The 13,450-nt window shown below is 71.0% G+C and carries 10 protein-coding genes; 5 read left to right on the top strand and 5 right to left on the bottom strand.

What is annotated here, in order from left to right; all coding sequences use genetic code 11:
* Positions 1-5 precede the first annotated feature (5 nt).
* Positions 6-2,693 (bottom strand): carbohydrate-binding protein, encoded by a 2,688-nt coding sequence (locus IE212_RS22210; RefSeq protein ID WP_190199649.1) that lies wholly within the window; start codon positions 2,691-2,693, stop codon positions 6-8.
* 243 nt (positions 2,694-2,936) lie between these two features.
* Here IE212_RS22210 and IE212_RS22215 point away from each other — a divergent pair, with 243 nt between their 5' ends.
* The 5 genes from IE212_RS22215 (at position 2,937) to IE212_RS22235 (ending at position 8,973) form a co-directional block, all read left to right on the top strand.
* On the top strand, positions 2,937-3,983 hold the full coding sequence (locus tag IE212_RS22215) for a LacI family DNA-binding transcriptional regulator (RefSeq protein WP_190199650.1): 1,047 nt from the start codon (positions 2,937-2,939) through the stop codon (positions 3,981-3,983).
* A 134-nt stretch (positions 3,984-4,117) separates the two neighbouring features.
* Entirely contained in the window at positions 4,118-5,362 is a 1,245-nt protein-coding gene (locus tag IE212_RS22220; RefSeq protein ID WP_190199651.1) for a sugar ABC transporter substrate-binding protein, read from the top strand.
* Positions 5,359-6,306, top strand: coding sequence for a carbohydrate ABC transporter permease (locus tag IE212_RS22225; protein WP_229864508.1), 948 nt, complete (start codon positions 5,359-5,361; stop codon positions 6,304-6,306). The genes IE212_RS22220 and IE212_RS22225 overlap by 4 nt, the downstream gene beginning before the upstream one ends.
* The gene (locus tag IE212_RS22230; protein WP_190199652.1) at positions 6,303-7,127 is read left to right on the top strand and encodes a carbohydrate ABC transporter permease; all 825 of its coding nucleotides are present in this window, start codon (positions 6,303-6,305) and stop codon (positions 7,125-7,127) included. The genes IE212_RS22225 and IE212_RS22230 overlap by 4 nt, the downstream gene beginning before the upstream one ends.
* Positions 7,128-7,170: 43 nt before the next feature.
* Positions 7,171-8,973, top strand: coding sequence for an amylo-alpha-1,6-glucosidase (locus tag IE212_RS22235; protein ID WP_190199653.1), 1,803 nt, complete (start codon positions 7,171-7,173; stop codon positions 8,971-8,973).
* On the opposite strand, the gene IE212_RS22240 is transcribed toward IE212_RS22235, so the two are convergent.
* From IE212_RS22240 to IE212_RS22255, 4 genes are all read right to left on the bottom strand, one after another.
* Complete coding sequence (locus tag IE212_RS22240) at positions 8,949-10,811, bottom strand: ABC transporter ATP-binding protein (RefSeq protein ID WP_190199654.1); 1,863 nt, start codon at positions 10,809-10,811, stop codon at positions 8,949-8,951. The genes IE212_RS22235 and IE212_RS22240 overlap by 25 nt on opposite strands.
* On the bottom strand, positions 10,808-11,245 hold the full coding sequence (locus tag IE212_RS22245) for a lasso peptide biosynthesis B2 protein (protein WP_190199655.1): 438 nt from the start codon (positions 11,243-11,245) through the stop codon (positions 10,808-10,810). The genes IE212_RS22240 and IE212_RS22245 overlap by 4 nt, the downstream gene beginning before the upstream one ends.
* A complete protein-coding gene (locus IE212_RS22250) occupies positions 11,242-11,496 on the bottom strand; it encodes a lasso peptide biosynthesis PqqD family chaperone (protein WP_190199656.1) in 255 nt (84 codons plus the stop codon). The genes IE212_RS22245 and IE212_RS22250 overlap by 4 nt, the downstream gene beginning before the upstream one ends.
* 80 nt (positions 11,497-11,576) lie before the next feature.
* A complete protein-coding gene (locus IE212_RS22255) occupies positions 11,577-13,427 on the bottom strand; it encodes a lasso peptide isopeptide bond-forming cyclase (RefSeq protein WP_190199657.1) in 1,851 nt (616 codons plus the stop codon).
* Positions 13,428-13,450 lie beyond the last annotated feature (23 nt).

Consider the following 13,450-nt stretch of genomic DNA (forward strand, 5'->3'; position numbering starts at 1 on the left):
CGCGGTCACTCCTGGGCGAGCGGTGTGACGGCGATCCGGTCGATGACCGGTGCGTACGGGGACCGCTGGCCGTACCGATTGTAGGTGTCCCCGTCGAAGTCGGGCAGCTCCTGCGCGGTGAAGACGAGCCGGTTCGTTCCCTTCTTCAGGGTCACCGGGACGGTGAGGTCCCAGAAGTTGTTGAAGTGGAAGGTGGTCGGGAACAGCACCCGGCGCGCGGGCCCGCCGTTGACGGACAGGTCCGCGTGGCGGGCGATCGGGTCGGGGTTGTAGTGGGTGGCCGGGGCCTGCTCGGCGTTGGAGTAGCGGATCGTCAGCGCGTGGCGGCCGGGTCGCTCGGCGACGACGTCGATGGTGAGGGCGTTGGCCTTGCCCTTTCCGACACCGGTCACCGCCTTGCCGCCGGAGGCGAAGAGGTAGGCGTCGGTCACTTCGGCGGCGCCGCTGACCGTACCGTCTTCGGCCTGGTAGACCCTCGTCACCAGGGTGCCGCCGGACGGTGCGACGCGCAGGCGGTCGAGCAGCAACGTGCCCGAGGTTCCGGTGACGGTCAGCTTGTTGATGCCGCCGGACAGGAACAGCCGGACGTCGTGGGTGCCCTTCCTGCCGCCCCCGGCTTCGGGCACGTCGAGCCGGTCGCCGTTGAGGGAGAGGCTCGCCCGGCCGCCGCCGAGGTGGTCGACGGACACGGTCGACTCGCCGTCGGCGGGCGCGTACACCCAGAAGGTGGCGGAGGCACCCCTGGCCAGCTTCACCGTGCCGGCGCCGGACGCGGCGGGACGGGTGTAGTCGGGACGGGCGCCGGAGAGCGTCGCGTACTCGGCTTCATAGATCGCGGGCGCGGTCACCTTCTCGTCGCGCAGGGCGAGATCGACCTTGTCGATGATCGCGTCGCCCCGGGTCACGCCGAGGTCGGGGTCCTGCGCGGCGAGCGTGATCCGGTGCTTACCGGCGGTCAGCCTCACCGTGGTGTCGGTGTGCCCCCACACCACCCACTTGTAGCCCAGTGGCAGCCGGAGTTCGCGCGGCTCCCTGCCGTCGACCCGCAGGAAGACGTTGGTGGGGCCCTGTTCCTTCACCAGGTCGTACAGGTTGTAGGAGTTGGCGAAGACGCTCAGATCGTAGCTGCCGTCCCGCGGGACCTCGACGTCGAAGGCGAGTACGCCGTCGGAGCCGGTGCGCAGGCCGCCGACGTCGTAGGCGCCGGAGGTGGCGAACCTGCCGACGTCCTGCGGCGAGCCCTCGGGCCCGTTCTTCGAGTACCCGCGCCCGGTGTAGGTGGCGTTCTCGGCCTCGTACGTCTTCCGCCAGCTCACCGACGGTCCGGCCGGTGCTCCGCCGCTGCCGCCAGGAGAGAGGATGATCTGGTAGGCGGACATCTCGTTCATGCCGGCCATGGGGAGACTCACGGTGCCGTCCGCGCCGACCCTGACCTCCTGGTCCGCGAGCCGCAGCGGTTGCGCCGAGTCGCCGACCTGCCCGGTCCACGGGATCTCCTGCACGGTGGCGCGCACGGTGGTGCCGAACACCTCGGGGTCGACGTTCTCGAAGACGATGTCGGCGTCGCCGCTCTTGCCGCCGAAGAGGGTCCGGGCCTGCCTCTTGTCCTTGTCGAGGGTGGCCACACCCTGGAGGGTGTACTGCTGGTTGGGGTGCGGGGCGGTCACCTCCACGGTGTGCCCGGTCATCTGGCCGTAGGCGTTGAACAGCCACCACTGGCCGTTGCCCTTGTTGGCCTCCACGGCCGAGTCGTTGAGGTTGCCGTCGATGTTCCAGTACGCCAGATCGGCGTCGATCTTGGCCTCCTCGATGGCGGAGACCCACTGGATGACCTGGCCGGGCACGGACAGGTGGTAGTTGTGGCCGTACTCGTTCACGTTGACGGGCAGCGGGCCGACGCCCACGTCCTTCTCCATCCGCCGGTACCTCGCCACGCTGGTGCGGACCGCCGCGGGACTGGACAGCTCGTGCCAGGTCATCACGTCGGGGACGACGTCGTTGGCCTTGGCGTACCGCAGGAAGCCCTCGACCTGGCCGTAGAGGACGCTGGTGTTGGGCCCGGCGATCCGGGCGCCGGGGTGGAGGCTCCTGATGAGCCGGTGGACTTCCTTCCAGGCCGCGAAGTAGTGCCGCGGGTCGTCCAGCCAGGAGACCTTGTTGTAGCTCCACTCGCCGGTGCCGAACATGTTCCCTTCGGGCTCGTTGAAGGGCACGTAGACGACGTGGTCCTTGTACTCGCCCATGGTCAGGACCTGCCGGACCTGTTTCTCGATCTTCTCCTTGAAGTCCGCGAGCCGTGCCGGACCGTCCGCGCCCGGCCACTGGTAGGGGAAGCCGCGGTAGATGTCGGTCATGTAGATGTAGACGTCCCTGCCGCCCGAGTCCACGAACGGCGGCAGGATCTCCAGGGCGTCCGCGCCCGGGTGCTGGGGTCCGTCCTGGGCCTTCGTCGACACCGTGCGGACATGCATGCCCTCCAGGAGGGTGCGGCTGGGCACTCCGTCGCCGTAGATGCCGTACAGCGAGCCGGAGGCACCGCCGTGGAACGCGCCGGTGTCGGTGCCGAGATCCACGACGAGCCGTTCCGCCTCGGCCGCGCCGGCCGTGCCGGGAGTGGTGGCGAGCGCGGTGGCCAGGACCGCCGCCGCCACGGCCGCCGCGCCTGCTCCCGTGGTTCTTCTCCTGCGTCGCACTGGGGCCTCCGTGTCGTCAGTGAGGGGCGAGGCCGGTGAGGACGAACCGGTTCGACGGAAGCTAGCACCGGCGAATCGGAGCGGCAATACTCCGTGCGCGAGGCGCCTCCCCGGTATCCGCTGGGCTTCTGGCGGGTTTCCGGAACATCGCGCCAGGCATTGACACCCTGACGGTCAGCTCCTACGTTCCCCTTCACGCGAACCGGTTCGACGCCGTCGAACGAACTCGACGAAGGAGTGCCCGTGAACATCGGTGAGATCGCCAAGCGGGCCGGTGTCTCACGGAGCACCGTGTCGTACGCGCTGAGTGGCAAGCGCCCGGTGTCGGAGGAGACCCGCGAGAGGATCCAGCGGGTCATCGCGGACCTGGGCTACCGGCCCAACGCCAGCGCACGGGCCCTGGCCAACGGCCGGACCAGCACCATCGGCCTGGTCTTCCCGCCCGCCGGCAACCACTACACCGGGATGCAACTCGACTTCATCGGCAGTGTGGTGGAGGCCGCGGCCGACTACGACTACGACGTCCTGCTCTCCCCGAGCGGTGTGGACAGCGACCGCTCGTTCCAGCGGCTGCTGGGTGAGCGCCGCGTCGACGGCGCGATCCTGATGGAGATCAGACTCCACGACGACCGGGTCGAACACCTCCTGGCGAAGAACTTCCCCTCCGTCTGCATCGGCCGCACCGCGCGGCCGGAGAACGACTGGTGGGTCGGCCTCGACCACACCGCGCTGACCGCGGCCTGTGTCCACCACCTCGCGGACCTGGGCCACCGCAGCATCGCCTTCGTCAACCGGCCGGAGCGTCTCCTGCGCGCCGGCTACGAGTCCGCGCACCGGGGACTCGACGGTTTCACCAAGGCCGCCGCCGAGCGCGGACTCACCGTCCGTACGTACACCTGCGGGGACGACGCACCCTCGGGGCAGGCCTGTGTGGAGCGGATCCTGCACGACGACCCCGCCACCACGGCCCTCGTCACGCTGAACGAGGCCGCGCTGGGCGGTCTCTACCGGGGCCTGGCCCATGCGGGTCGCCATGTGCCGCGTGACTTCTCCGTCACCGGCGTCGTCGCGGCCCGGTGGGCCGAGACGGTGACGCCGCAGCTCACGGCGGCCGACGTGCCGGCGGCGGAGCTGGGCCGGCTGGCCGTCGAACTGCTCGTCGAGCGGCTCGGTCAGCCGGAGGCGCCGCCCCGCCACCAGTTGCTCGCTCCGCCCATCTCTCTGCGTGCCAGCACCGGTCCCGCGGCTGCGGGTGCGCCCGTGAGTCCCGACTCCGCTCCGAGCGCCTGACCGGCTGCCCCGGACTGAGTCACGCCTGTCCCCGCCGGGGACGCTCACGGCCCGCCGTCGTTGATCTATTGACGTGCTCATGCTCATTCTTCGTGTCCATGCAAGCGAGCCCGGACCCTTCTGAAGGACATCCCATGAAGAGACCCACCGGACGCCGTCTCACCGTCACCGCCATGACCGTCGCCGGTCTCGTCGTCGGCGCCACCGCATGCTCCTCCGGTGGCGGCACCTCCTCCTCGCAGGCGGCGGACAGCGGCAGCTACACCGTCTGGGACCCTTACCCGCAGTTCGCCGGGGACTCGGCGTGGGTGAAGCTGCTGGACGGCTGCGGCAGCAGGGCCGGGGTCAAGGTCGAACGCAGGGCCTTCGACACCACTGACCTGACGAACAAGGCGCTGCTGGCCGCGCAGCAGGACAACGCCCCGGATGTCCTCATCCTCGACAACCCGGTGGTGTCGACACTCGCCGAGGCCGGGGTGCTCACCACGACCGACGAGAACAAGGTGGACACCTCGAAGGTGGACCCCAACCTGCTCGCGGCCGGTCAGTCGGGCGGGAAGACGTACGGCACGCCCATCGGCGCCAACACCCTCGCCCTCTACTACAACAAGGACGTCCTGACGGAGGCCGGTGTCGACATCTCCTCGGTCAAGGACTGGAAGTCGCTGACCACGGCGCTGGACAAGGTGAGGAAGGCCGGCAAGAAGGGCATCACCTTCTCCGCGACCGGAACGGAGGAGGGCAGCTTCCAGTTCCTGCCCTGGTTCTGGGGCTCGGGCGCGAAGCTCACCGAACTCGACTCCGCCCAGGGCGTGTCGGCCCTGTCCCTGTGGCGCGACTGGCTCGAGAAGGGGTACGCCCCCGACTCGGTCATCAACAACACCCAGACCACCAGCTGGCAGGAGTTCGCGAGCGGAGAGTACGCGTTCGCCGAGAACGGCACCTGGCAGCTGGCGGGCGCGGAGAAGGCCGGCTTCGACTACGGCGTCCTGCCGATCCCCGGCGCCGACGGGGGCAGCGCCGCGGCCCCGACCGGTGGCGAGTTCGTCACCGTCCCGGTGCAGGGCGACAGCGGCCGGTACGCCACCACACGGAAGCTGGTCTCCTGCCTGACCAGTGCCGAGAACCTCTACGACACCGACACCACTCTGTCCTACGTGGCCCCCACCGCCGGGGTCCGGGCGAAACAGACGGCGGCGAAGCCCGAGTTGAAGCCGTGGGTCGACGCGGTCAAGGCGGCCAAGGGACGGACCAGCGACGACCTCGGCACCAGGTACCCCAGGATCTCGGAGCAGATGTGGAAGGCGGTCCAGTCCGCCCTCAGCGGGTCCCAGTCGCCGAAGGGCGCGCTCACCGCGGCGCAGGACGCAGTCGAGTGACCGTCAGGATCGTGGCCCGGGGCGCGTCGACGAACCGCACGACACGCCCGCCGGACCGGCGCCCTGCCTCGCGGCAGTGGTCCGCCTGGGCCTTCCTCGCGCCGGTGACCCTCTACCTCGCCCTCTTCTACGCCTACCCGCTCTACCGCAACGCCGACCTGAGCCTGCGCGACTACACCGTCCGCTCCTTCGTCCAGGGCGACGCGCCGTTCACCGGACTGGAGAACTACCGCAAGGTCTTCGACGATCCGGCCTTCGGGCCCGCCCTGACGCACACCATCGTGTTCACCGCCGTGTGCCTGGTCTTCCAGTACGCCATAGGCCTGGCCCTGGCGGTCTTCTTCCACCAGCGCTTCCGGCTGTCGGCGACCCTGCGGGCCCTGTTCCTGGTGCCCTGGCTGCTGCCGCTGATCGTGTCGGCCTCCTCCTGGTCGTGGATGCTCAACAGCGATTCCGGCGTCGTCAACGCAGCCCTGCACGTCATCGGCGTCGGCCCGGTGCACTGGCTGACCTCGCCGTCCTGGTCGCTGACTTCCGTGATCATCGCCAACATCTGGATCGGCGTCCCGTTCAACCTGGTCCTGCTGCACAGCGGCCTGCAGTCGATTCCCCGCAACCTGTACGAGGCCGCCGCCCTCGACGGCGCGAGCGCCTGGCAGCGCTTCTGGCGCATCACCTTCCCGCTGCTGCGACCGGTCTCCGCCGTCACCCTGCTGCTGGGCCTGGTCTACACGCTCAAGGTCTTCGACATCATCTGGATCATGACCAAGGGCGGCCCGGCGGGCTCCTCCACCACCTTCGCCACCTGGTCCTACCGGCTCGGCTTCGGCAGCCTTCTGCCCGCCTTCGGCCCCGGCGCGGCCGTCGGCAACCTGCTCGTCGTCGCGGCACTGGCCTTCGGACTGGTGTACCTGCGCCTCCAGCGGAAGCAGGCCCTGTCATGACCCGGGCCCCAGACCGTACGTGGTGGCAGACGGCCGTCGGTCTGCTGCTGACCGCGATCATGCTGTTCCCGGTCTACTGGATGCTCAACGTGTCCTTCACACGCGACCAGGACATGCGCAAGTCACCGCCCGACTGGTTCCCCGTCCACGGCACCCTGGACGGCTACCGTGCCGTGCTCGACCAGCAACTGCCCTACCTCGCCACGAGCTTGGTCATCGCCCTGGGCACGGTCGTGCTGACGGTGGCGCTGGCCGCGCCGGCCGGCTACGCCCTGGCGAAACTGCGCCCACGCGGCGGCGGGGTGCTCGGCTTCCTCCTCCTGGTCGCCCAGATGATTCCCGGCATCATCATGGCGATGGGCTTCTACGCCATCTACCTCCAGCTCGGCCTGCTCCAGTCCGTGCCCGGCCTGATCGTCGCCGACTCCACCCTGGCCGTCCCGTTCGCGGTGCTGATCTTCACCGCGTTCATGTCCGGCATCCCCGGCGAACTGCTCCAGGCCGCGCAGATGGACGGAGCGAGGGCCCTGCGCACCTTCTGGTCCGTCGTGCTGCCGATGAGCCGCAACGCCGTCGTCACGGTGTCGCTGTTCGCGTTCCTGTGGTCCTGGTCCGACTTCGTCTTCGCCAGCACCCTCGCGGGCGGCGGCACCCACGAGCCGATCACGCTCGGCATCTACCACTACATCGGCAACAACAACCAGGAGTGGAACGCCGTCATGGCCACCGCCGTCGTGGCCTCGCTGCCCGCCACGGTGATCCTCGTCCTCGCCCAGCGCTACGTCGCCGCAGGCGTCACGGCCGGAGCCGTCAAGGACTGAGCCGCTCGCCGACCACCACCGCCCAGGAAACGAGAGCCCCTTGATGACCGCCGACCGATCCGGCCCGGCCTTCTCCGTCCACGACATCCCGTTCAGCACACACGGCTCCTGGTTCGGCCTCTCACCCGTGGTCGCGGAGAAGACCTACGCCGGCGACCTCCACCTGGTCTCCCACCAGAACGGCATGCACGCCGTCCTGAGCCTGGTGCCGCTCGACCCGGCGACGGGCGACCGGGCCGAGACCCGGACCGAGACGACGCCCGGCCTGCTCAGGTGGGCTCACCCGGACGGGAGCATCGGCTGCGCCTACGAGTCCCCGGACACCGTCCGTCTCCGCGGTGAGGGGCTCGGGCTGCGCATCACGGCGGCCGCGGAGACCCTCACCCCTTTCACGGGCACCTACTTCCACCGCGATCCGGTGGCCGGCGGGTACGTCTTCACCTCGTACGAGACCGGCCGCCGCTACCGGATCACCGTGCTGTCCGGCTCTCCCACCGAGGTGTCCGGCAGCCAGGCCCTCGGCAGCGGCGACCGCGGCCTCACCATCACCGCGGACGCCGGCGGGGCCTGGGAAGCGGCGGTGGAGGAACTGGACAGCGCACGGCGCCCCTACACCTCCACCCAGACCTTTCACCGGATCGTGGAGGCCGCGGAGCGTGCCTTCACGGCCTTCGCCGACGCGGTCGCCCCCTGGCGCTCGCCCGGCACACCGGCCGCCGAACTCGCCGCGTACGTCCTGTGGTCGGCGACGGTCCGCCCGGCGGCCCTTGTCACCCGGTCCGCGGTGCTGATGTCCAAGCACTGGATGGACAAGGTCTGGAGCTGGGACCACTGCTTCAACGCCCTCGCCCTGGCACCCGGAGCGCCCGCCCTGGCCTGGGACCAGTTCTCGCTGCCGTTCGACCACCAGGACGAGAGCGGGGCCCTGCCCGACTCGGTGACCCACTCGGAGGCCCTGTACAACTTCGTCAAACCACCCATCCACGGCTGGACCCTGAGCCACCTGCGCCGAAGGCTCCCCGGCCCCCTCGACCGGGCGGAACTCACCCAGGCCTACCGCAGGCTGGAACGCTGGACGGACTTCTGGCTCACCATGCGCCGCGCACCCGGCGCCGCCCTGCCCCACTACCAGCACGGCAACGACAGCGGCTGGGACAACGCCACCACCTTCGACCCCGAGCGCGTGATCGTCACCGCCGACCTGGCCGCGTTCCTCGTACTCCAGCTCCATGAACTCGCGGCCCTGGCCACCGAACTGGGTCTTCCCGACGAGTCCCGCCGCTGGACGCGCACCGCCTCGGACACCCAGGCCGCCCTGCTCGACGAGCTGTGGACGGGAGAGCGGTTCGTCGCCCGGAGCGTCGAGACGTCGCAGACCTGGAGCACCGCCGGCCTGCTGGACCTCATGCCGGTGGTGCTCGGCGAGCACCTGCCCGGGAACGTCTCGGCCGCGCTGGCGTCCCGTATCGAGGCCCACCTGACTCCGCACGGACTGGCCACCGAACTCCCCACCTCCCCGCACTACCTCCCCGACGGGTACTGGCGCGGCCCGATCTGGGCACCCGCCACCGTCCTCATCGAGGACGGACTGCGCCGAGGCGGCCACGACCGCCTCGCGGACGAGATCAGCGCCCGCTTCCGGGCCCTGTGCGAAACCCACGGCTTCGCGGAGAACTTCGACGCCCTCACCGGCGAGGGCCTGCGCGACCGGGCCTACACCTGGACCGCGGCCTGCTACCTCCTGTTGGCAAAGGCGCACGCGCTCCGGGAAACGACGGCCCGCTCACACCCCGGAACCCGCCCCGGCGGCGACGGTTCCCCTCAACCGGTCCCCCTTCGGGACTGACCCGGGGCAGCGCCGTACGGCTCCCCGCCAGGCCGGAGCATCTGGCTCTCAGCCAGCTCACGGTAGAGGACACTGCCGGAGAGCAGCTCCTCATGGCTTCCCGCGGCAGTGGTGCGACCGTCCTGCAGCACCACGATGTGGTCCGCGTGCTGCACGGTGGACAGACGGTGGGCGATGACCAGCAGGGCGCACTCCTGGGAGATGTCCTTCATGACCGTGGTGAGCGCCGATTCGTTGATCGCGTCGAGGTGGGAGGTGGGCTCGTCCAGCAGAAGCAGCGACGGGCGGGCCAGCAACGCGCGGGCGAGGGCCACGCGCTGACGTTCGCCGCCGGAGAGGGTGCTGCCCCGTTCGCCGATGACAGCGGACAGGCCGCCGGGCAGCCGGTCGACGACCTCTTCCAGCCTGGCCAGTTCGATGACGCGCCGGATGTCCGCTTCCGAGGCGCCGGGTACGGCGTAGGCGATGTTCTCGCGCAGCGTGCCGTGGATGACGTGGGTGTTCTGGTCGACGACGGCGATCCCTCGGCGGCACTCCTCACGGGTGAGGCTTGCCGCGGGCCGGCCGTCGAAGAACACGGCGCCCGCGTCCGGCTCGTAGAACCGCGCCACCAGGGCGAACACCGTGCTCTTGCCGGCTCCGGACCGGCCCACCAGCGCCACGTACCGCCGGTGCGGGACGGCGAGTGAGACACCGCGGAGGACCGGCCGCCCCGGGGCGTAGGAGAAGTGCACGTCGTGCAGGGCGAGGGCGGGCTGCTCGCCGGGGAGGGACGGCCCGGCCGGCCGCGCGGTGGACGTGCGGTCCCTCGGCGCCGGTGGCGCGGTGGGCTCGACCGGCAGGCGGAGCGCCTCGTCGATGCGCTGGTAGGCGCCCATCCCGCGCTGGACGAGTCCCACGGCACGGAAGACCGAGGACAGCGGCAGAACCAGGTACGAGGCGTACAACAGGAAGGCGACGAGGTCGCCGAGAGAGCCGTTGTGGCCGCTCACGCGCAGTCCGCCGACGACCAGGACGATGAGGAAGGAACCCTGGACGGCGAGTTCCACGGCGGAGCTCATGACAGAGGCGAGTTTCGCGGTGCGTACCCCCGCGCCGTAGGCGGTGTCGACACGAGTGCCGATGGCCGCCGCCTCGCGATCCTCGGCGCGGTGCACACGGACCATCGGCAGGGAACCCAGGGCGCGCTCCAGGTCGGCGGCCACGGCACCGACCGAGTTCTGTGTGTGCTCGGACGCGCATCTGATGCCCGTGAGCAGCGAGGCGACGACCGCGGCCGCCGCTGCCACGGTGACGGCGACCAGGAGCAGCAGCACCGGGTCGAGCCACGCCATGAGGATCACCGCCCCGGCGGCCACGAGGCTTCCCGCCACCAGGTCCACCAGGGCCTGCGACACGACCTCCCGGAGCAAGGTGGTGTCGGCCGTCACCCGGGAGATGAGGTCGCCGCCCCGGTGCCGGTCGTACTCCCTCATCTCCAGCCGGAGCAGCCGCCCCACCAGCCCGTGACGCAGCTGCCGTACGACTCCTTCGCCCATCCGCTCCAGAATGAAGCGCCCGGCGGCTCCCGTCGCCGCCTCGACGAGGAACAGCGTGCCGAGAGATACCAGCAACGGCCAGACGACCTCTCCGCGGCCGGTGGCGTCGACCACGTTCCGGGCCACGAGCGGCTGGGCCAGGCCCAGCGCGGAAGCCAGGAGGGTCAGCACGACGGCGACCGCCATGGCGCTCCGGTGGCCGGTGGTGAGCCGGTACATCGTCACCACCGCGGCCCGGGTGGACTTCTCGCCGCCGGTGACCGCGGTACGGCCGCCCCCCGGGACGGTCGCGCCGCTCATCGGTCCGTCGGCCGTGACGGCGGGCCGACGGCCACCAGCCGGGCGAAGTAGCCCTCCGGTACACCCTCGCCGACGGGACGGCCCTCCGCCTCGACCCAGGCATGCGCGGTGAACGGCGGCACGACGCGCACGCCGGTGCACCAGGTCGGCCACGTCCCGCGGAGCCGGCACAGCAGAGCCGCCCCCAGGGAACGCGGCAGACAACCCTTCGGGCCGGCGCAGCGCAGGCTGGCCGCGCACATGGCGTCACGCGCGGCCTGCGCCTGCGCCGCGGTGGCGGGCGCGGCACCACGGCGCACAACGCCGAGTACGGCGCGGATGCGGCGGGGCGGCAGCAGGGCGAGGGCGACGGCGGGGAGCAGGACGAGGCGGGCGGCCAGGCGCCGGGACAGGGGTACGCCGCTCGGTCGTTCCAGTGCGCTGGGCGTCGTCATGAGGCGAGACCCGAGGTGCGCAGCTCCCCGACGAGCGTCTCGACGTCCCGCAGGGCCTGCGCCTGGTCGATGTCGAACTCCCGGACCAGGGCGGCGGCCGCGTCCCCCGCCTCGCCCCCGTCCAGCAGCGTCCGCACCACCAAGCTGGCCGTCGGGTTCAACTCCCAGTAGCGTCCCGACTGTTCGTCCAGCAGTACGGTGCCGTAGCCGGTCTCGGCCGTGGAGACATGGTCGCCGAAACACAGGGGCATATGAGGCCTTTCTGATGCGTCTGATGTGTCTGATGCGTCCGACCTGGCCGGCGTGACCGAGGTGGCCGACGGTGAACGGGTCAGGGGACCCGGACTCGGGTGTGGCCGCGGGCCAGTCCCCGCAGCCACACCTCGGCGGCGATCGTCGAGTAGAGGATGGCCTCGGACAGCCCACGTGAGGCGGGCCGCAGAGCGAGGCGGCGCAGCTCGGCGCCGTCCACCAGGCCCAGCTCCGCCAGCCGCGAGTCCTCCCACAGGGCCAGCAGGTCGGCGCGGTGTTCACGCAGTCCGTCCGCGGCGTCCCTCGAGGCCGTGGCCTTGTTGCTGCGCCGCAGGCACTCCTCGGGCACGATCCCGCGCATGGCCGTGGTCAGGACGGGCTTGTACCGCCAGGGCGAGACCCGCTCGCCCGGACGTACGGCGAGACAAGCCTCGATGACGCGGTCGTCGAGGAAGGGAGAGGCCATCGGCAGGCCGGCGCGGGCCGCCATCCGGTCCCACTGCCGGATGATGCGGGTGGACGAGCGGATCTGTTCCAGGTCCGAGTGCAGTCCACGGTCCGGATGGAGCGGCGAGGCGGTCGGGGCGGCATCGAGCAGTGCCCGGCGAGCCATCCGTTCCGTCTCCGGTGTCATCCAGCCGAACAGGCGCGGGGCCCTGCCCCAGCCGAGACCCGTCGCGACGGACGAGGGCGAGGGGTCACGCAGACGGTGGGCGGCGTCGGTGAGCCACTTTCCGTACGGCCGTGAGTCGGCGAGAGCGCGGACCGTGCCGCCGAGTGGCCAGTGCCAGAGAGCCCGGAACCCACGCAGCTGACGCAGGGCGAACAGGGGCCGGGTGCGCAGCAGCCGGTGGTAGTAGGCCTCGGAGCACCATGCCACGTGGTCACCGCCGATGCCGGTCAGGTGCAACCGGCTGCCGCGTGCGGCGAGGCCGGGCAGGTGGTGCAGGACCCGGGAGCGGTCCATGACCCCGATGGTGGGTTCGTCGAGAAGGTCGTCGATGCCGAGCAGGTCCTCGTAGACCAGCGGCGTGGCATCGGGGTCCCAGACCACGTGCTCGACGTCCGGGAGGTGCCCGATCGCCCGCTCGGCCCAGTGCAGGTCGGTGTCCGCCGGATCGCGTCCCGGCCAGGTGCCGGCCACGACACGGGCGGGGGAGCGGTCGGCCAGGAAGCAGACGGAGGTCGAGTCCAGGCCGCCTGAGAGGTCGCAGCTCACCACACCACCCTGACGGGTACGTGCGCCGACGGCCTCCTCCAGCGCTGTCCGGATGAGCGGTGCCGCTTCCCTGAGCGGCCGGTCCGGCTCCGGCGGCGTCCACCACCGGGTGTGCCGTACGGTGCGGCCGTCCGCGCCGACGATCACGGCGTCCTGCGGGGGAACGGCGGTGACCCGGCGCCACATCGATGTCTCGAACAGCGGATACGGAGCAGGCCACAGCAACCTCACGGCCAGTTGTTCCACATCGGGGTCGAGGCCCAGAACGGTGGCGAGCGTGTCGGCCCGGGTCGCGGCCACGCGCACGCCGTCGATCTCGGCGTGGAAGACGAGGCGCAGCCCGGAGGCGGTGCCCTGCACTCTGACGCTCCCGTCGAGGGCGCCGACGAGATGGAAACTGCCGGGCAGGGAGCGAGCCAGTGCGTCGAGCTCCGCCAGGTCACGCAGCCGTGCGGCACGGCGCCGCAGTTCCTCGGGATCGGCCGGGCAGCAGCCGACCACGGCGACTGAGGTGCCGCCGGCGTGAGCGACGAGGACGTCGTCGTCGTGCCAGTGACCGACCAGCCAGGGCCGGCCCGACGCGTGGGTGAGGGTCCGGCTTCCGGGGCGGGCGAAGGAGCGGGCCACGGCGGCCGCGTCCGCACGGTCCGTGAAGACCGCGAAGTGCGCGTCGCCGGGGCCCGTCCCCGCACTTTCGTGCAGTTCAGTCATGACGTCGGGTCAAGGACCGTCCC

Source organism: Streptomyces djakartensis (assembly GCF_014651075.1).
In the GTDB taxonomy this organism is placed as follows: Bacteria; Actinomycetota; Actinomycetes; order Streptomycetales; family Streptomycetaceae; genus Streptomyces; species Streptomyces djakartensis.

Coding starts and splice junctions, on each gene's coding strand:
- IE212_RS22240 (WP_190199654.1), bottom strand. CDS start 10,811: ATGAGCGGCGCGACCGTCCCGGGGGGCGGCCGTACCGCGGTCACCGGC.
- IE212_RS22255 (WP_190199657.1), bottom strand. CDS start 13,427: ATGACTGAACTGCACGAAAGTGCGGGGACGGGCCCCGGCGACGCGCAC.
- IE212_RS22230 (WP_190199652.1), top strand. CDS start 6,303: ATGACCCGGGCCCCAGACCGTACGTGGTGGCAGACGGCCGTCGGTCTG.
- IE212_RS22250 (WP_190199656.1), bottom strand. CDS start 11,496: ATGCCCCTGTGTTTCGGCGACCATGTCTCCACGGCCGAGACCGGCTAC.
- IE212_RS22220 (WP_190199651.1), top strand. CDS start 4,118: ATGAAGAGACCCACCGGACGCCGTCTCACCGTCACCGCCATGACCGTC.
- IE212_RS22235 (WP_190199653.1), top strand. CDS start 7,171: ATGACCGCCGACCGATCCGGCCCGGCCTTCTCCGTCCACGACATCCCG.
- IE212_RS22245 (WP_190199655.1), bottom strand. CDS start 11,245: ATGACGACGCCCAGCGCACTGGAACGACCGAGCGGCGTACCCCTGTCC.